Below are 18388 nucleotides of genomic sequence, written 5' to 3' on the forward strand. Positions count from 1 at the left end.
CCGTCATGTCGATGGTCCTGTCAGGAGGCGGGGGCGACGCGCCGCCCGGCGGCGTCGACGACGGGCTCGCCGTCTTCCTTGGTGAAGGCGCCGCGCTGTGGAGCGGGGAGAAGGTCGAGCACCACTTCCGACGGCCGGCACAGGCGCACGCCGAGCGGCGTCACCAGGATCGGCCGGTTGATCAGGATCGGGTGCGCCATCATGGCGTCGAGCAGCGCCTCGTCCGTCAGCGCGGGATCGTCGAGACCGAGCTCGGCGTAGGGCGTGCCCGTCTGCCGGAGCACGGCGCGCACCGGGATCCCCATGCGCTGGATCAGGGCCACCAGCTCGGCCCGGCTCGGCGGCGTCTTCAGGTACTCGATCACCGTCGGCTCGACGCCGCTGTTGCGGATCAGCCCCAGCGTGTTGCGCGACGTCCCGCAGGCGGGGTTGTGATAGAGGATCACCGAGCCCCCGACCGCCGCCAGCCCTTCGGCCGGTCGCGCGAGATCGGCGCGCAGGCAGACGGCGCTGCCCGGGCACAGGCCGGCGAACTGCGCGCTGGACTGGATCGCCGGCGGTGCCGAGGCCCGCTCCACCCGCTGGAAGCCGAGACGCTCAAAGAAGCCGGCGGCGCCGGTGGTGAGCAGCCACAGCCACTCGACCCCCAGCGTGACCGCCTGCGCGCGCAGGGCCGCCACCACGGCCCGGCCGCCGCCGGCGCCGCGCCGCTCGGCCGGCACGACCACGGAGCGCAGCAGGGCATCAGTGCCATGGAGTTCCAGCCCGCCATAGCCGAGCGTCCCCTGGGCGTCCGCGACGCGCCAGAAGAGCCGGCCGGGCTCGTCGAGATCGTCGGTCGGCAGGGCGTTGGCTGCCAGCAGGCGGGCGAGCGCTGGGCGCTCCGCGTCGGCCAGCGGGGTGACGCTCCCGGTCATGCGCCGTTCCCCGTGGCGGCCATGTCGTCGAGCTTGCGTTTCAGGGCCAGCCGGTCGAGCGCGGCGAAGGGCAGGCTGGCAAAGGCCTGGATGCGGCGCTGAATCTGGCCGAACACCGTGGCGGTGAAGGCGGCCTTCTCGGCGTCCGAGCCCTGGGCGCTCGACGGGTCCGGGAAGCCCCAGTGCGCCGTCATCGGCTGGCCCGGCCAGACCGGGCAGACCTCGCCGGCGGCGCTGTCGCAGACGGTGAAGATGAAGTCCATGTGCGGCGCCCCGGGCCGGGCGAACTCATCCCAGCTCTTGGAGCGCAGCGTGGCGGTCGGAAAGTCGAGGCGCTCGAGCAGGTCGCGGACGTGCGGGTTGAGGCGCCCGGTGGGCTGGCTGCCGGCGCTGTAGGCGCGGAAGCGGCCGCGGCCCTCGCGGTTGAGCAGGCACTCGGCCATGACGCTGCGGGCACTGTTGTGGGTGCACAGGAACAGGACGTTGTGGACGCGGTCGGTCATCGCGGGATCGCCTTTTCCAGGCCGCGGGGTGCGGCGGGTCGGGTCAGGTGTCGGGGCTGCAGCCCGCCGGGCCGCAAGCTCCCGCCTGAAGGAGGTCGGTGGAGCACAGCTCGGGACGGCCCTGGCAGCAGTCCTCCATCAGGAAGGCGATCAGCTGCCGGGTGCCTTCGTAGTCGCAGGCGTAGAAGATTTGCCGCTGAACCCGCCAGGAGCGCAGCAACCCGGCGCGCTCCAGCGTCGCCAGATGGTGCGACAGGGTCGAGCCGGGGACGCCGACCTGCTGGGCGACGTCGCCGGCGGTCAGCCCGTTCGGCCCGGCCTGGATGAGCAGGCGGAACACGGCCAGGCGGGTGTCTTGGGCCAGGGCGGCAAAGGCATCGATGGCGCTTTTCGTTTCCATATTTCTACCCTAGTCGAATAATGAAGATGTGACAAGCGCCTTGCCGGCGATGCGGTCCCCCCCTGCCGTGTGGCTGAGCGCGCCGGGCTGACCAGGGGGACGAGGACCCGTGGCGGAGCCCACCTTCTGCGCCATTGCCGGGCCGCACAGCCGCCGGTAGATTGACAATTCGATGAATCGACGATAATCGAAACATCCACACGCGGCGCTGCGCGCGATGGGCTCCATTCTCAACCATGGGAGGCCGGCATGCGGAACGACGAGGAAGCGGGGCCGGAGGCCGGCGCTCCGTGGACGCGGCGGGCGGTCCTGGAGACCTTGGGCGCCACCGGCCTCGCGGCGCTCGCCGGCGGCGCCCACGCGGCGGTGGACGCGACGCCCCTGCGCTTCGGCCTGACCCCGGTCTTCCTCGATTCCGACACCCATCTCCTCGGCGCCCTCGAACGCTATCTGTCCGGCCGGCTGGCCCGCCCGGTCCTGCTGGCCAAGCGGCGGACCTACCAGGAGATCACCACGCTTCTGGTCACCGGGCAACTCGACGCCGCCTGGATTTGCGGGTTTCCCTACATCCAGTTCCGCAGCCAGCTGGCCCTGGTCGCCGCCCCGCTCTACGAGGGGAAACCCCTCTACCGGTCCTACGTCATCGTGCAGGCCGCCGATCCGGTCACCGGCGTCGAGGGGCTGCGCGGGCAGGTCCATGCCTTTTCCGACCCGGACAGCAATTCGGGCTTCCTGGTCACCCGGCATCTCCTGGCCGCCCGGCAGGAGACGCCGGCGAGCTTCTTCCGGCGCAGCTTCTTCACCTACGGGCACCGCAACGTGGTGCGCGCCGTGGCGAGCGGCCTGGCCCAGAGCGGCAGCGTCGACGGCTATGTCTGGGACGTCATGAGCGAGGCCGAACCCGACCTGATCGGGCGGACCCGCGTCCTCGTCCGCTCCGAGCCGCTGGGGTTCCCGCCCATCGCCTGCCAGGCGGTCCGCCTCGGCAGCCCGTTGGTTCGCGAGCTGCGCGAGGCCTTCCTCGGCATGGACGGCGACCCGGCCGGCCGGGAGGTGCTGCGCCTGCTGCGGCTCGACGGCTTCACCGGCGCCGATCCCTCCCTCTACGACGGCATCGCCGCCCTCTACGACGCCGTGAGGGCCGCGTCATGAGGCTGGACCCGCGGGCGTGGCCCTTGATCGTGACGGTACCGGTGCTGGTGGCGGGACTGATGACCATCCTCGGCGCCGCGACCTCCGTCTCGGTGCTCGCCCGGCTGGCGCAGGAGCAGGAAGCGCAGCTCCGCCAGCTCGCGGCGGCCCATCTCGGCAGCCTGGCCGTCGCCGTGGCGCCCCACCTCGCCCGGCAGGACGTGTGGGAGACGTTCGACGTGCTCGACCGCGCCCGGCAGGCCGCCTCGGTGGCGTCCGCCCGGCAGCTCATCGTCACCGGCCCCGACGCCTCCGTCGTCGCCGCCAGCGATCCCCGGGCGTTTCCGGTCGGAACCCCGTTGCCGCCGGCCCTGGCCGCCCGCCTGGAGGCGGCGGCCGACCTCACCGTCGACACGGCGCGCGGCGTCGCGTGGTCGCACCGCGTCGTCGAGGCCGGCGGGGTTCCCCTCGGCCACATCCTGGCCGAGATGGACCTGGCGCCGCTCATCGCGGTGCGCCGGCGGGTGCTGGGGACGCTGGTGGCGACCAGCGCCGGGCTGACGCTGCTCCTGGCCGGGGTGGGCTATGGCCTGGTCGCCCGGCTGCTGCGGCCGATCCGGATCCTCGACACCTATGTCGACCGCCTGCGCGCCGGGTCCGTCGAGCCGATCCCGGCGCGCTACATCGCCGGCGAGGGCTGCGAATTCGGCCGCCTGTTCCGCCGCTTCAACGCGATGGCGGCGGCGATGGCCGAACGCGAGGCCCTGGCCGCCCGGCTGGCCGACGAGGAGAAGCTGGCGCTGCTCGGCCGGCTGGCCTCGGGGATGGCCCATGAGGTGAACAACCCGCTGGGCGGGCTGCTGACCGCGGTCGACACCCTGCAGCGCCACGGCGCCGACGCCGCCGTCCGCGACCGCTCCACTGCCCTGCTGGAGCGCGGCCTGCGCGGCATCGGCCACGTCGTCCGCGCCGCCCTGGTCGCCTACAAGGAGCCGGCGGGGGTGGCCGAGCTGTCCCCGGCCGACCTCGACGACCTCCGGTTCCTGATCGCCCACGAGGCGCAGCGGCGGCACCTCCGCCTGCTCTGGGACAACCGCCTCGCCGGGCCGGTGGCGGTGGACGGCACCATGGTCCGGCAGATGGCCCTCAACCTGCTGCTCAACGCCTGCCGGGCCTCGCCGCCGGGCGCCGCGGTCGGCCTGAGCGCGTCCGTCGCCGGCGCCGCGCTGATCCTGACGGTGCGCGACGACGGGGCGGGGCTGCCGGCGGAGATGGCCGAGGTTCTCGGCAGCGGTGGGCCGGGCCCCCTGCCGCGCGCCGGCCACGGGCTGGGCCTGTGGACGGTCCGCCGCCTGCTCGACCGCGCCGGCGGCGCCGCCGGCCTCCAGGTCGGCCCGGCCGGCGGCACCTCCATCACCTTGACGATTCCGCTGCTCGAAGGGAGACCGCGCCATGCTGCCGCCTGAACGCTCCAAGGACGCCGACGCGGCCGCGGTGGTGGCCGTCATCGAGGACGACCCGATCATGGGGGAGGCGCTGGTCGACCGGCTGGCGATCGAGGGGCACCGGCCGCTCTGGTGGAGCACCGGCGGCGAGGCCCTGAGCGGGCTGGCCACGGTCCGCCCGGACCTCGTCGTCTGCGACATCCGCCTGCCGGACATGAGCGGCGAGGACCTGCTGCTGGCCGCCGCCGCCCGGCTGCGCGGCGTGCCGGTGCTGTTCATGACCGGCTTCGCCGACATCGGCCAGGCGGTGCGGCTGGTCAAGGCGGGGGCCGACGATTACCTGACCAAGCCGTTCCCCATCGCCGATCTGCTGGCGCGGATCGAACGCCTGCTGCGGGCCCGGCGCGGCGCCGCGCCGACCGGCGCGCTCGGCGCCTCGGCCCCGATGCGGCGGGTGGAGCGGCTGCTGCGGCGGGTCGCCGACGTCGACAGCACCCTCCTCATCACCGGCGAGAGCGGCGCCGGCAAGGAGGTCGCCGCCCGCTTCGTCCATCAGGTGTCCAGGCGGGCCCAGGCCCCCTTCATGGCGGTCAACTGCGCGGCCGTCCCGGCCGAGCTGATCGACAGCGAGCTGTTCGGGCACGAGAAGGGCGCCTTCACCGGCGCCCACGCCCTGCACCGCGGCTACGCCGAGCGGGCGGGAGGCGGCATCCTCTTCCTCGACGAGGTGGCGGAGCTGCCGCCTCCCGTCCAGGCCAAGCTGCTGCGGCTGGTCCAGGAGCGCGTGTTCTTCCGGGTCGGCGGCGAGACGGCGCTGCCCTGCACCGCGCGTCTGGTGTGCGCAACCAACGCCGACCTGGAGGCGCGGGTGCGCGACGGCCGGTTCCGCCAGGACCTGCTCTACCGCATCAACGTCATCCCCGTCGTGATCGCCCCGTTGCGCGAGCGCCGCGACGACATCCTGCCGCTGCTGCTGGCCTACCTGCGGCACTACGCCGACAGCTTCGGCTCCCCGGTCCACGGCTTCACCCCGGAGGCCGAGGCGCGCGCCCTGGCGCACGGCTGGCCGGGCAGCGTCCGCGAGCTGCGCAACCGGGTCGAGCGCGCCGTCGCCCTGGCCGACGGCGCCTGGATCGGCGCCGACGCGCTGTTCCCGGGCGAGGCGGAGACGGAGGCCGGGTCCGGCCCCGTCCCCTGGCCGCCGCTGGCCGCGGTCCGCGACGCGGTCGAGCGCGAGCACATCGCGGCCACCCTGCGCCAGTCCGAGGGGCAGATGGCGAGGGCGGCGGATCTGCTCGGCGTCGGGCGGACGACGCTGTGGGAGAAGATGCGCCGGCTCGGTCTCGCCGCGGAGCCCCTGGCCCCGCTCGGGGCCGTGTCCGGAAATCCGAACGCCGCGACGGCCCTCGCCCCCGCCTCCCGCCCCTGACCGTTCGGGCCGGCGAACGCGCGGTCGCCCGGTCCGCGCCACGCGCCCAGCACGGCTCCCGGTTGCGCGCGTCTGGCCTTCTTCTTGCTCCCTGGTCCTGGCAACGAACACCACCAGGGAGCGCACCCCCATGAAGGCCTGCCCGAAGCTCGTCGATCTTGGCCGACGCCAGTTCCTGCGCGGCGGCGGGGCCACCGTCGCGGCCGGCGCCGCCGCGGCCGCCATCCCCGCCGGCGCCGCCCAGGCCACCGTGCCCGCCGCCCGCGTCAGCTACCCGGCCAGCCGGCTGGCCAACCTGAAGGACCTGACGGTCAACGAGCCGCTGCAGATCGCCTACCCCGACAGCGACTCGCCGGGCGTGCTGATCAAGCTCGGCACCCGCGTGCCGGGCGGCGCCGGGCCGGACGGCGACCTCGTCGCCTACTCGACGCTGTGCCCGCACAAAGGCTTCCCGCTCGCCTATGACGGCCGCGACCGCACCTTGAGCTGCCCCGGCCACTTCTCGCGCTTCGACACCGAGAAGGAGGGGCAGCAGATCTGGGGACACGCCACCCAGAACCTGCCGATGTTCCGCCTGGCGGTCGACGCCGCGGGCGACATCACCGCCGTCGGCACCGACGAGCTGATCTACGGGCGCACCCGCAACGTGCTGCAGGGCTGAGGGAGGACCGGACCATGACCTACAAGCGCGGCGTCGATCAGCTTCCCATTCCGCCGGCGAACGCCACGGTGCGCAACGTCACCTGCGACTTCTGCATCGTCGGCTGCGGCTACAAGGCGATCTCCTGGCCGGTCGACCAGCAGGGCGGCGTGCGGCCCGACCAGAACGTCTTCGCCGAGGACCTCGCCCGCCAGCAGGGCGCCGAGAGCCCGGCCTGGTACGCGCCGTCGATGTACAACATCGTGCAGCAGGACGGCCGGCTCGTGCACCTCGTCATCAAGCCCGACAAGGAGTGCGAGGTGAACGCCGGCCTGACCTCGGTGCGCGGCCGCCGCATGGGCGACACCCGCTTCTCCGAGCAGACCGGCTCGATGAAGGCGCGCCTGAGCCAGCCGATGGTGTGGCGCTACGCGCAGATGATGCCGACCTCCTGGGACGACTCGCTGGCGCTGGTCGCCGACGTCACCCGGCGGGTGATCGAGGAGATGGGCGAGGACGGGGTGATCGTCTCGGCCTTCGACCATGGCGGCGCCGCCGGCGGCTACGAGAACACCTGGGGCACCGGCAAGCTCTATTTCGACGCGCTCAAGATCAAGAACATCCGCATTCACAACCGGCCGGCCTACAACTCCGAGGTCCACGCCAGCCGCGACATGGGGGTGAGCGAACTCAACAACTGCTACGAGGACGCCGAGCTGGCCGACACGCTCTTCGTCGTCGGCGCCAACCCGCTGGAGAACCAGACCAACTACTTCCTGGCCCACTGGGTGCCCAACCTGCGCGGCGAGACGCTCGACAAGAAGAAGCGGCTGCTGGCGTCCGAGCCGCACGCGGCGGCCCGGGTCATCGTCGTCGACCCGCGGCGCACGCTGACGGTCAACAGCTGCGAGACGGTCGCCGGCAAGGAGAACGTCCTGCACCTGGCGCTCAACCCCGGCAGCGATCTGGCGCTCCTCAACGCGCTGCTGACCGAGGTGGTGGCCAAGGGGTGGCAGGCGACGGACTTCATCGGCCGGCACACCGCGGGCTTCGACGCGGCGGTCCAGGCCAACCGGCTGTCGGTGGAGGAGGCCGCGACGATCACCGGGCTCAAGCCGGAGGACATCCGCAAGGCGGCGCAGTGGATCGCCGAACCCAAGGCGGACGGTAAACCGCGCCGGACGATGCTGGCCTACGAGAAGGGGCTGATCTGGGGCAACGACAACTACCGCACCAACGCGGCGATGGTGAATCTGGCCCTCGCGACCTGGAACATCGGGCGCGAGGGCACCGGCTGCGTCCGGCTCGGCGGCCATCAGGAAGGCTACGTCCGCCCGTCGGACGCCCATGTCGGCCGGCCGGCGGCCTACGTCGACCAGATGCTGATCGGCAACCAGGGCGGCGTCCATCATGTCTGGGCGGTCGACCACTTCAAGTCGACGCTCAACGCCGAGGAGTTCCGCCGCATCTACCGGCGCCGCACCAATCTGGTGAAGGAGGCGATGGACAGCGTCCCCTACGGCGACCGGCCGGCGCAGGTGGAGCAGATCGTCGGTGCCATCAAGCGCGGCGGCCTGTTCAGCGTCGTCGTCGACATCCTGCCCACCCAGATCGGCGAGGCGGCCCATGTCTGGCTGCCGGCGGCGACCGCGGGCGAGATGAACCTGACCTCGATGAACGGCGAGCGCCGCCTGCGGCTGACCGAGCGCTACATGGACCCACCGGGCGTTGCGCTGCCGGACGCCCTGATCGCCGCACGTCTGGCCAACGCGCTGGAGGCCTCCTTCCGGCAGGCCGGCAACGCGGAGTACGCCGGCCGGTTCGCCGGCAAGTTCGCCTGGAAGACCGAGGAGGACGCCTTCCTGGACGGCTACCACCAGCACGCCGAGGGCGGGGAGTTCGTCACCTACGACCGTCTGCGCGCGGCGGGCACCAACGGCGTCTTCGAGCCGGTCACCGGCTACGAGAACGGCCGGCTGGTCGGCACCAAGCGGCTGTTCACCGACGGCAAGTTCAAGACCGACGATGGCCGCGCCAAATTCCTCCCGACCCAGTGGCGGGGCCTGCAGGTGGCCGGGCGCGACCAGCAGCGCGAGAAGCACCCGTTCCTCATCAACAACGGCCGCAACAACCTCGTCTGGCAGAACGCCTTCTACGACGTCCACACGCCCTTCGTGCGCGAGCGCAACGGCGTGGCGCCGATCGAGATGCACCCCGACGACATGACGCGGCTCGGCCTGCAGGCGGGCGACCTGGTGGAGATCTACAACGACGTCGGCTCGACCCAGGCGATGGCCTACCCGACGCCGGCAGCCAAGCCCGGGCAGGCCTTCATGCTGTTCATCGCCCCCACCGGGCAGGTGGGCAACATCATCAGCAAGGGGACCAACGAGCTGATGATTCCCAACTACAAGAACGTCTGGGCCAACATCCGGCGGATCGGCCACGCGCCGGGCGCCGACGGCATGAGCTTCAAGAACACCGAGTACCCGCAAGGCCTGTGACGGCCGGCTGGGGGCCGGACCGGGGCGGTCGCGCGTCCCGGTCCGGTCCCCGGGCTGTCCCTGCCGGTGGGCCGGGCTGCCCACTTCGATGGTTCTGGAAACTCGGGTGTCGGTGGCCCATCTTGTCGGCGAGGCGGCACCGGTCCCGGGCCGCCGCGTGGAACGAGACGGCCCCGATGACCCCGCTGGATGTGACCACCGCCGCCCGCTGCTTCGCCGAGCTGGGCCACCCGACCCGGCTGGCGATCTACCAGCGCCTGGTGCAGGCCGGCGACGGCGGCATGACGGTGGGCGCCATCGGCGAGGAGCTGGGCGTGCCGGCCTCCACCCTGTCGCACCACCTCAAGCAGCTGATGATCGTCGGGCTGATCGAGCAGGTGCGCGAGGGCCGCATCCTGCATTGCCGCCCGCTCTACCCGCAGATGGACGGCCTGGTGCGCTTCCTCACCGAGCAGTGCTGCGCCCGGCCGATGACGCCGCGGGCGGCCGAAGCGGAGACCGGGGCGCCCGGCTGCTGCTGACGGTCAGCGCGGCCGGCGGCACGCCGCGAAGCCGAAGCTTCCCACCACCACGAGCGAAGCGGCGACCGTCGCGGCGATCACCGGGCCGTAGGAGCCGTTCCACTGCCACAGCAGGGCGGCCAGCGTCGGCGCGACGGCCTTGAGCAGCGCCGTCGGCACCGTCAGCACGCCGTTGACCGCGCCATAGGCCGAGCGGGTCAGCATGTCCGGCACCGCCGCGCCGCGCACGATGGTCATGATGCCGTTGGCGCTGCCGTAGAGCAGCGCGAAGGCGACCAGGACGGGCGTGCTGTGGCCGGCCAGGAAGAGCAGGGCGAACGCCGCCGGCAGGGCGAGGGTCGTGGCGACGCCGATCCCGCGGATCGACAGCCTGCGGGCGGCGGCGGCGACGACGATGCGCCCGGCGACCTGGGCCGGACCGATCAGGGCCATCGCCCCCACCACCGCCGCCGCCGACAGCCCGCGCTCGATCAGCAACGGGTAGAGGTGGAAGCTCAGCGCGGAGAAGATGGCGTAGTAGACGGTGAAGGCGATGGCCAGCCCCCAGAAGACCGGCTGGCCCAACGCCCAGCGCACGACGCGGCGGCCCTCCGCCCCGCTGGCCGCCGTGGCGGCGGTCGCGTCACGCCGCCCGTCGATCACCGCCAGATGCAGGGGCACGCAGAGGGCCAGATTCACCAGCGCCAACGCCTCCAGCGTGCCGCGCCAGCCCAGGCGGTCGAGCAGAAGCTGGGTCAACGGGATGAAGACGGTGCTGGCGAATCCGCCCCACAGGGTCAGTGCGGTGATGCCGCGCCGGGCGTCGGCGCCGTAGCGTCGCGCCACGACGGCGAAGCCCGGCTCGTAGAGCGTCATCGACTGGGCGAGCCCGAGGCCGATGAAGACCGGCACGAGCGGCCAGCCGCCGGGCAGCGCCGACCAGGCCCACAGCAGGGCGCCGGCGAGCAGCGAGCCCGCCGTCATCACCGCCCGCCCCTGGCCGCGGTCGATGGCGCTGCCGACCGGGATGGCGGTCAGGCCGGAGCAGCCCAGCGCCAGCGACGCCAGCAGGTAGACCTCGGTCTTGCTCCAGCCGAGCTCAGCCGCCATCGGTTCGGCGAGCAGCGGAAAGCTGTAGATCAGGGAGCCCCAGGAGACGATCTGCGCGGCGCCGAGGCCGGCGATGAAGGCCCGCGGCGAGCGGAGCGCCCGGCCCGGCACCCGCCCGCCGGACAGCGCGCCGCTCACGGCGCGCGCGGCCCGCAGCAGCCACCCGCCGGGCCGGCACCGGCGGCCACGGGTTCAGGAGCGCAGCACGACGCGACCCGCGCCGGCGCGCTGCAGCAGCCAGCCTCCTCCGCGACGTCCGCGGCGTTTGCAAGGTCGCTGCTGCACACCCCGGTTTCCGGCAGGTCGAGCTGCACCGCGTGGGCGGCGTCGAGATCGCCGGCGAGGGAGGCGGCGATCGAGCGCACCTGCTCGTAGCCGGTCGCCATCAGGAAGGTCGGGGCGCGGCCGTAGCTCTTGACGCCGACGGTGTAGAAGCCCGGCTCGGGGTGGGTCAGCTCGCGCACGCCGTGCGGCCGCACCGTGCCGCAGCTGTGCAGGTTCGGGTCGATCAGCGGACCCAGCGCGTCGGCGCATTCCAGCCAGGGATCGAGACGCAGGCGCAGCTCGCGCAGCGGCGCGAGGTCGGGCCGCTGGCCGGTGGCGACGATGATCGCGTCGATCCCGGCGATGCGGCGCCCGTCGCCGTCCTCGACGGCGAGGCGGCCGTCCTCCGCCACCACCGCGGCGGCGCGGAAGCCGGTGAGCAGCTCGATGGCGCCACTTTCCTGCCGCCGGCGCAGCGCCGTGCCCAGGGCGCCCCGGGCGCGCAACGCGTCGGCGTCGCCACCGCCGAACACCCGCCGCAGGTCGTCGCCGCCGCGCACCGCCCAGACCACGCCGGTGCCCGGCTCCTCCTCGGCCAACGTCGCCAGATCGAGCAGCGCGTTGGCGGCCGAGTGGCCGGAGCCGACGACGAGGACCCGCTTGCCGGCGTAGCGCGCACGCGCCGCTCCCAGCACGTCGGGAATGCCGTAGGCGATGCGGGCGGCGTTGGCCGTCTCGCCGATCGCCGGCAGGCCGTTGGCGCCCATCGGGTTGGGCGTGCTCCAGGTTCCCGAGGCGTCGAGAACGGCGCTCGCCTGCAGCTCGGTGTCTCCCGCCGGGGTCGCGACCCGCAGGACGAAGGGAGCCGCGGCGCGGCCGGCGGTCTTGACCTTGTCGACGCCCTGGCGGCTGATCGCCGTCACCCGGTGGTTCAGGCGCAGGCGCGCGGCGATCGGCGGCAGGGCGGCCAGCGGGCGCAGGTAGCGGTCGACCAGTTCGCCGCCGGTCGGCAGGGCGTCGGGCGGCGGCGCCTGCCAGCCGCCGGCCTCCAGCAGGGCGCGGGCGGCGTGATCGATGTTGTAGCGCCACGGGGAGAAGAGCTGGACCTGGGCCCAGTCGCGGACATGGGCGGCGATGTCGGGGGCCGCCTCCAGCACCAGCGGCTCGAGGCCGCGATCGAGGAGGTGGGCGGCGGCGGCCAGACCGACCGGCCCAGCGCCGATCACGATGATGGGAAGGGACGTCATCTCCGGACCTCCAGGCAAGGGAGTGGGGGATTGCGCGGATCGGCGCAGGCGGCGGAAATATTTCCATGAAACTAGAATTATCGTATCTTTCCCGCTGGGTCAAAGGATAGTTCCAAGTCCATCGAAGTGTTTGAGCCGGCTGTCCGTCGATGCCGGTTACGCGCCGCTTCAAGGTCTGGCAGGCGGTGGATCGTCCAGTGCCGTGGCGGAACGCGCCTTGGTGGTGGCCCCTTCGCGGTTGCGGACGTTGATCTTCGAACCGCATGGCGATTAACGCGCAATCGGCGTGAAGCGGAACTGCAGCTTGCTCAGCGGTGGACCAGAGAGGCCCGGTTGGATGAATGGTAGCGCCTCGTTGAAGCGGAGATCCCTGCAACGCCGACAAGGGCCAGCTTGGCTTTGGCAACGGCACCCGAGGTGCGCGGCCGGCGTATGATCCTGATCCTTGAATGCTTGGCCGAAGCATTTCCCAGCGGTCTCAGCGCGCCGGACATCGGCGAGCGTGCCCGTCATCGAACCATTGCACGCCATCCGGGATCGATGCGGGCCCGACCGTCACGGGCCCGGCGGCAGCGCTGGGTGCAGCGGGATGGCCGCCGCTTCGTCCTGACCGCTTGCGATCGGTCGACGGCCGCTTCGATCGTTGGTTGACCGCTCCGGTATGCAGCCTCCATCCCGTTGCGGCCGACTTTGTGATCCGAATGGCTTTTCCATGGGCCTGGAGGGCCAATTTTTTGTTCAGGGCCCGCAACATGAGTAGATGGCTTGGGCCCTTCAGCCAGGAGCAATAAAATATAGGGTCGGAACGATCCCGCAATACAGCAATCAATCAACAGACTCAACAGGACTTCTGCAATAATATCAACTTCAGGACCGCGAACCATTTCTCGTAGTGTGTTTTGTCTCTTGTAACGAGAGGGCATTCCTCTGCCTCGGCAATTGCCCCAACGATGAAATCAGGAAGTACCTTTCGTCTCTCCTCTTCACTCACTGGCGGCGCGTTCTGCTTCCTCCTTTCCTCCCTGACGAAATCCTTGTATCGTCTAAACGCCGCACCCGCCCTTACAAGAGCTTCATCGCTTCCTCTGAAGCGCTCGAAAGCGTATGCTGATATAGCCGCATCAACCGCTTCTTTACTTTCCATGCCAACAGAGAATTCACAATAAACCATATCGCAAACGACAACTGGCCCCATTGCTTTGCACTTCTGCAATTCGTTCATTGACGACGCATGATAAGGGCTCTGTTTGTCCAAAAGATATATCAGCGCATTCGTGTCAAAGAACGTAGTCATTATCCCCTCGTCAATTTTTCTAACTCTTCTGCGCTCATGATTGGAGTGATATTCTCCGCCACCATTTTCTCAGCGGCGGCTCTTGTCTTTTGTATTATATACTCATCCGCCCCGAAGTCCTCCAAGTCCATTGCCCTGACAATGTCGAAGCCCGCGGCCCTGGCGAGAGGCACGCAGGTCGGCGGAATGTTCTTGAGGATGCTGGGGTTTGTTGGATGGACAGCCCCATATGGAAAAATACTGTTGGGTATCTCGCGGTCATCATTTGGAACTTCCGCGTCAACTCTCCTCAGAGTTTGCTCAATGGAAAACCGCTCTCTGCCACCGCACACGGTGTAAAGATGGATCAAGTGCTTTTCTGCCAAATTCTTCTCAATACTTGTTTTTCCGCTTATTGCATGGAAACCTGATCTCGAAAGGATTGCTGCATACTCCGTCGGCGGTGTTTGAAGGCCGTCAAGCAGGCGATCTTCAATAAGGCGATCCAAAGCAAGAAAAAGCGCATCAGCCCACCAGCGATCGACCTTCTTTTGGTCAAACCCAGAGAGGCCCCCTGCGGAATATAAGTAGTTTAAGTTGCTTGCGAGCTTTCTTGCCGTTTGAGCGGAATACCGTGTGTCACTTGCAACGAAATTCTCGATGTCGTCTGTGGAAACGCCAGAGGTGTTCCAAGACAGTTTGCTGGAAACACGGTCCCTGATGTAATGAAACGCCCAGAGCGCTGGGCGCCGCTGGTTGGCGCGCGCGCCTTTCCAGGTTCCAACATAACTGAAGTTGAAAGCAAACAAGGCAAGCTTGTCAAAGCGCGGGTTATGCTCGCCCATTATTGCCTGAAAGACCAACTCGTCGGCAATAATATTATCAACACCATCAAATTTCTTATTAAAAAGGAAAAAATTGATTGGTATGAAGTCAGGCCGATTCAGTTGCTCCACGCGTTCGCGAAACGCCTTTCGGCTCACATCGCCGACAACGCCACCAAACCCGACTTGAATGCTCTTATACAGCTGAAAGAGCCCATTCTCCTGGCTCCCCCAGCTGAAGTTTTTTGTAAAACTTCCGGGCTTCCACACAACGTCTTCTGCCATAGCTTCACCCGCACGCTGCATCAATGTTACGCATGCTCAAGAAACTGCCACTTCCACGCGGTCCATCCGGGCCGCGCTTGGTCATTGAAGAGCTCAAGATATGGCCCAGAACTGCACGCCTCAATCACTCGGTGAAGCTGACACGGTGCTTCGAAGTAGTTAACTTGTGTGCGTCCCGGGTCAAGAGTGCGAGCACCCTTACCACGCACTCCGAACAGAACCATATCCGTGACGTTGCGGAAAAATTTTGATTTTTGGCCTCCTGACTGCGCCGCCCCTTTACCATTATGAATAATCAAATTGCTCTTGTAGTCAAATCCCCACCTCTTCAGCAATTCCAATCCCGAAGGAATCGCGGAATTCGGGGTGTATAAATACAAATGACATCTCTCGTCGAGAAGGCGCTCAACAGGCAAAGCAAGCAAGGCGCCCATCAACGCCTCCTGATATTTGTCCGCTTCGGCCGCCAAGCCCTTGTGCCGCAGTTCCTCATAGAGGATATTCCACGGGGAATTCACGAGTACAGCTCCAAACCTTTCTGATGAAAGATTTTCGCAGAAATCGGCGGCGATGTTATCGCGCAAGAAATGCTTCATATGAATAGCTCAATCCCCAGCGTTCGTTCGCCAACCGCTTCACCGCTCCGAAGCCCATTCTTCGATGGAGTGTCCATGGATGATAGGCAGTGAGCCGAGAATGTCGAAGATATTCCCGATCCGTCTACGCCTCCGTCTCGAGGCGGCCCATCACGCCGGATGGGGATGACGGTCGTGGTCGCCACCGGAATCGTGGCTGCTTCCGCACTGTGCCACCTCGACGGTGACGTGGCTGAGGCCGTGCAGGTGGGCCAAGCGTGCCTTGTACACGGCCGCCGGCTTGGGGTGGTCGGACACCAGGGCGACAATGGCCGCCAGATGCCCCGGACCGACCCGCCAGAGGTGCAGGTCGGAGACCCGGTCGCCATCGGTCTCCAGGGTCGTCCGCACAGCCGCCGACAGCTTCGGGTCCGGCACCGTGTCAAGGAGCACCGCGCCGGCGTCCCGAACGAGGCCGTAGGCCCAGCCGAGGATGACGGCCGTACCGACCAAGCCGACGATCGGGTCCATCCAGGTCCAGCCGAACAGGCCCGCCGCCAAAAGCCCCAGGATGGCGAGGACGGAGGTCGCGGCGTCGGCCAGGACGTGGATGTAGGCCGATCGCAGGTTCAGGTCATGGGCATGGTGGCCGCCATGCCCATGACCATGCCCGTGCGCATCCTGGTCATCGGCTTGGTTGTGATCATTGTCGTGGTCCCCATGGACACCGTGGTCGTGATGGTGCCCATGGTGGTGGTGCTCGCCGCCGAGCAGCCAGGCACTCCCGAGGTTGACCGCAAGGCCAAGGACTGCAATGGCAAGCGCCTCGCCGTAGGCGATGGGCACCGGATTGACAAGGCGTTCGACGCTCTCGTAGCCGATCAGCAGGGCGATCATCGCCAGGACCATGGCGGATGCGAAGGCGGCCAGTTCGCCGAGCTTGCCGGTGCCGAAGGCGAAGCGCTCGTTGCGGACATGCCGGCGGGCGTAGAGGTAGGCGAGCGCCGAGATGCTGAGCGCAGCCGCGTGGGTGGACATGTGCCAGCCGTCGGCGACCAGAGCCAGCGAGCCGAACACCGTGCCGCCGATGATCTCGCCGACCATCATGGCCAGGGTGAGGGCGACGACGATCCAGATGCGCCGTTCGTTGCGGTCGTGGTGCTCGCCGAGGAACTCGTGCTGGTGCGTCCAGGGGGCAATGGAATGGGAGTGCATGGCAAGGTCCTGGTGTAGCAAAGGAGGCCGCGTCCAGACATCCATCGTCGCGATGGCTTTGGGTGCCGGAGCGTCAGGATGGGGAAACCGGACGATGGCGAGGCCGGGCCTCGAAGCCATGGCTTTCCCGGCCGCTCCGCGCGATCGGTTCGGTGAAGGCGTGCTCAACGGCGGTGCGGCGGCACACGGCTTGCCCCCTACAAATATTTGGCGAGTTCGCGCAGCTTGACGAGACGTTCACGGTCCTCGCGCGGGATCGGACCGACGATCTCTTCGAGATGATGGTCGATGTGATCAAGGACGAGCACGCTCTTGGCCTTCTCCAGGGCTTTGATGACCGCCTGAAGCTGCTGGGCGATGTCGATTCCATCACGCCCTTCCTCCACCATGCGGGTGATGATGGCGAGGTGGCCTTCGGCCCGGCGCAGCCGGTTCTTCAGATCGGGGTTGGTGGCATGGCTCATGACACTACACCTATCCCCCTGGAGAGGTTCTTTCAAGCCTTGGAGGGGTAAGGTTGGAGCTCTGTGCGGCAGCCTGTGCCTAGAGGTTCGTCAGGCGCAAACGGAGCGCATTGCCGATGACCGAGACCGAGCTCAACGCCATGGCGGCCGCGGCGATGATCGGGCTCAGGGTCCAGCCGAACAGGGGATAGAAGACGCCGGCCGCCACCGGCACCCCGAGCGCGTTGTAGACGAAGGCCAGGAAGTGGTTCTGCCGGATGTTGCCCATGGTCGCCCGGCTCAGCACCCGGGCCCGGGCGATGCCGGCAAGGTCGCCCTTCACCAGCGTCACGCCGGCGCTCTGGATCGCCACCTCCGTTCCGGTGCCCATGGCGACCCCCACGTCCGCTTCGGCGAGCGCCGGGGCATCGTTGCCGCCGTCGCCCGCCATGGCGACCACGCGCCCTTCCGCCTTCAGCTTCCGCACGATCCGATGCTTCTGGTCGGGCAGAACCTCGGCCTCGACCTCGGCGATGCCAAGGCGCCGCGCCACCGCCTCCACGGTGGTCCGGTTGTCGCCGCTCAGCATGACGATGCGCACGCCGTCGGCCCGCAGCGTCTCCAACGCCTGCGGCGTGCTCGCCTTGATCGGGTCGGCCACGGCAGCCAGCCGGCGAAGGCGAGGATGGCGGCCAGGATGGGCTGCTGTCTGGAACGCCAAGACCGCGGTTTGGGTTGAAGCCCTATCGGTCCGGCCGTTCCCGTCACGCCGTTGGCCGTGTGGCATACTCACGAGGAGAAAACCGATGCCTGCAAAATCGTGTGTCCGTCTGACCAGCTCTTTGGCGTTCGTCCTTACCTTGGCCACCGCCGCACCGGTGTTGGCGCAACAAAACGCTGCACAAGGGATGACGCACGGGCAAAGCGCCAAGCCCAATGCAGCCGGATCACAAGCCATGATGGACACCATGCACACGATGCAGCAGACCATGATGGCGCAACCGATGACCGGCGACCCTGACCATGACTTCGCGACGATGATGCGCGCGCATCACCAAGGAGCGATCGATATGGCCCGGATCGAACTGGAACAGGGCAAGGACGCCGAGCTGAAAAAGATGGCGCGCAAAGTGGTTGAGGACCAGACCAAGGAGATCAAGCAGCTCGACAAATGGCTCGATCGGCATCCTCCCCAACAGGCCCAGCGCTGACCGCGTGTTTTTGCTCTTGACCTTCCCATCGCTGGAAACCGGATGGTGGTGCTTTCCGCGTCACGGAGGATGCCGTGCTGAGGTTCAAGGTGGATGGGATGATCTGCGGGCATTGCGCCCAGACGGTCACCATAGCGGTCGAAGCGTTGCCGTCGGTCGAGCGCGCGTCGGTCGATGGGACAACCGGAGTGGTATCCAGCGAGGGCAACGCCGACGAAAGCGCTGTTCGCAAAGCCATCGAGGACGCCGGCTACGACGTTTCAGACTGCCGCCTGATGCCAAGCGGCACCAAGGGAGCCTCATCGCCCGCACCGGCTTGCGACGCCCCTCACCGGATCTCCGAAGGGGACGTTGCCCAGAGCTCACGCTGTCACGCGGCCTGAGGACCAGCCGTGCGGCCGGTGAGAGAATTGCGTTCCCTTTGCTCGGCAATGGCGATCAAGCGGCATTTCGCCACAGCCCTCTCAGGGTG

General features: G+C 68.6%; 19 protein-coding genes. 8 read left to right on the forward strand and 11 right to left on the reverse strand.

Annotated elements, in window-relative coordinates; all coding sequences use genetic code 11:
* Positions 1 to 20: 20 nt before the first annotated feature.
* The 3 genes from arsN2 to JN22_RS29470 are packed head-to-tail and all read right to left on the reverse strand — an operon-like array spanning position 21 to position 1820.
* Positions 21 to 917 carry an arsenic resistance N-acetyltransferase ArsN2 gene (gene arsN2, locus JN22_RS35475; protein ID WP_449658116.1) on the reverse strand — a complete coding sequence of 299 codons (897 nt, stop codon included), beginning with the start codon at positions 915 to 917 and terminating at the stop codon, positions 21 to 23.
* Positions 914 to 1420 (reverse strand): arsenate reductase ArsC, encoded by a 507-nt coding sequence (locus JN22_RS29465; RefSeq protein ID WP_085557486.1) that lies wholly within the window; start codon positions 1418 to 1420, stop codon positions 914 to 916. Before JN22_RS29465 ends, arsN2 begins: the two co-directional genes overlap by 4 nt.
* 43 nt (positions 1421 to 1463) lie before the next feature.
* Complete coding sequence (locus JN22_RS29470) at positions 1464 to 1820, reverse strand: ArsR/SmtB family transcription factor (RefSeq protein ID WP_085557487.1); 357 nt, start codon at positions 1818 to 1820, stop codon at positions 1464 to 1466.
* A gap of 249 nt (positions 1821 to 2069) precedes the next feature.
* On the opposite strand from JN22_RS29470, the gene JN22_RS29475 reads away from it, so the two are divergent.
* The 6 genes from JN22_RS29475 (at position 2070) to JN22_RS29500 (ending at position 9490) form a co-directional block, all read left to right on the forward strand.
* The gene (locus tag JN22_RS29475; protein ID WP_085557488.1) at positions 2070 to 2972 is read left to right on the forward strand and encodes a substrate-binding domain-containing protein; all 903 of its coding nucleotides are present in this window, start codon (positions 2070 to 2072) and stop codon (positions 2970 to 2972) included.
* The gene (locus JN22_RS29480) at positions 2969 to 4417 is read left to right on the forward strand and encodes a sensor histidine kinase (RefSeq protein WP_085557489.1); all 1449 of its coding nucleotides are present in this window, start codon (positions 2969 to 2971) and stop codon (positions 4415 to 4417) included. Before JN22_RS29475 ends, JN22_RS29480 begins: the two co-directional genes overlap by 4 nt.
* A complete protein-coding gene (locus JN22_RS29485) occupies positions 4404 to 5825 on the forward strand; it encodes a sigma-54-dependent transcriptional regulator (RefSeq protein WP_085557490.1) in 1422 nt (473 codons plus the stop codon). Before JN22_RS29480 ends, JN22_RS29485 begins: the two co-directional genes overlap by 14 nt.
* A 130-nt stretch (positions 5826 to 5955) precedes the next feature.
* Positions 5956 to 6486 (forward strand): arsenate reductase (azurin) small subunit, encoded by a 531-nt coding sequence (locus JN22_RS29490; RefSeq protein WP_085557491.1) that lies wholly within the window; start codon positions 5956 to 5958, stop codon positions 6484 to 6486.
* A gap of 14 nt (positions 6487 to 6500) precedes the next feature.
* Positions 6501 to 8969 (forward strand): arsenate reductase (azurin) large subunit, encoded by a 2469-nt coding sequence (locus JN22_RS29495; protein ID WP_085557492.1) that lies wholly within the window; start codon positions 6501 to 6503, stop codon positions 8967 to 8969.
* Between the two features lie 176 nt (positions 8970 to 9145).
* Positions 9146 to 9490 carry an ArsR/SmtB family transcription factor gene (locus JN22_RS29500; RefSeq protein WP_143268752.1) on the forward strand — a complete coding sequence of 115 codons (345 nt, stop codon included), beginning with the start codon at positions 9146 to 9148 and terminating at the stop codon, positions 9488 to 9490.
* A gap of 3 nt (positions 9491 to 9493) precedes the next feature.
* Here JN22_RS29500 and JN22_RS29505 read toward each other — a convergent pair whose 3' ends face one another.
* The 8 genes from JN22_RS29505 to JN22_RS29540 form a co-directional block, all read right to left on the reverse strand.
* On the reverse strand, positions 9494 to 10717 hold the full coding sequence (locus JN22_RS29505; RefSeq protein WP_211099710.1) for an MFS transporter: 1224 nt from the start codon (positions 10715 to 10717) through the stop codon (positions 9494 to 9496).
* Complete coding sequence (locus tag JN22_RS29510; RefSeq protein ID WP_085557493.1) at positions 10714 to 12090, reverse strand: NAD(P)-binding domain-containing protein; 1377 nt, start codon at positions 12088 to 12090, stop codon at positions 10714 to 10716. The genes JN22_RS29505 and JN22_RS29510 overlap by 4 nt, the downstream gene beginning before the upstream one ends.
* Positions 12091 to 12928: 838 nt before the next feature.
* On the reverse strand, positions 12929 to 13384 hold the full coding sequence (locus JN22_RS29515; RefSeq protein ID WP_085557494.1) for a type II toxin-antitoxin system VapC family toxin: 456 nt from the start codon (positions 13382 to 13384) through the stop codon (positions 12929 to 12931).
* Positions 13384 to 14493 carry a hypothetical protein gene (locus JN22_RS29520; RefSeq protein WP_143268759.1) on the reverse strand — a complete coding sequence of 370 codons (1110 nt, stop codon included), beginning with the start codon at positions 14491 to 14493 and terminating at the stop codon, positions 13384 to 13386. Before JN22_RS29520 ends, JN22_RS29515 begins: the two co-directional genes overlap by 1 nt.
* Before the next feature lie 5 nt (positions 14494 to 14498).
* Positions 14499 to 15068: an MT-A70 family methyltransferase gene (locus tag JN22_RS29525; RefSeq protein ID WP_085557495.1), complete on the reverse strand. Its 570-nt coding sequence runs from the start codon at positions 15066 to 15068 to the stop codon at positions 14499 to 14501.
* 150 nt (positions 15069 to 15218) lie between these two features.
* Positions 15219 to 16262 (reverse strand): CDF family Co(II)/Ni(II) efflux transporter DmeF, encoded by a 1044-nt coding sequence (gene dmeF / locus JN22_RS29530; protein ID WP_085557496.1) that lies wholly within the window; start codon positions 16260 to 16262, stop codon positions 15219 to 15221.
* A 197-nt stretch (positions 16263 to 16459) separates the two neighbouring features.
* On the reverse strand, positions 16460 to 16726 hold the full coding sequence (locus JN22_RS29535) for a metal-sensing transcriptional repressor (RefSeq protein ID WP_085557497.1): 267 nt from the start codon (positions 16724 to 16726) through the stop codon (positions 16460 to 16462).
* 79 nt (positions 16727 to 16805) lie between these two features.
* Positions 16806 to 17492 carry an HAD-IC family P-type ATPase gene (locus tag JN22_RS29540; protein WP_223677979.1) on the reverse strand — a complete coding sequence of 229 codons (687 nt, stop codon included), beginning with the start codon at positions 17490 to 17492 and terminating at the stop codon, positions 16806 to 16808.
* 19 nt (positions 17493 to 17511) lie between these two features.
* Here JN22_RS29540 and copM point away from each other — a divergent pair, with 19 nt between their 5' ends.
* On the forward strand, positions 17512 to 17916 hold the full coding sequence (gene copM / locus JN22_RS29545; RefSeq protein WP_085557599.1) for a CopM family metallochaperone: 405 nt from the start codon (positions 17512 to 17514) through the stop codon (positions 17914 to 17916).
* Between the two features lie 74 nt (positions 17917 to 17990).
* On the forward strand, positions 17991 to 18299 hold the full coding sequence (locus JN22_RS29550; protein WP_179166297.1) for a heavy-metal-associated domain-containing protein: 309 nt from the start codon (positions 17991 to 17993) through the stop codon (positions 18297 to 18299).
* Positions 18300 to 18388: the final 89 nt, after the last annotated feature.

It is taken from the genome of Azospirillum agricola (genome assembly GCF_020005195.1).
Classification (GTDB): Bacteria; Pseudomonadota; Alphaproteobacteria; order Azospirillales; family Azospirillaceae; genus Azospirillum; species Azospirillum agricola.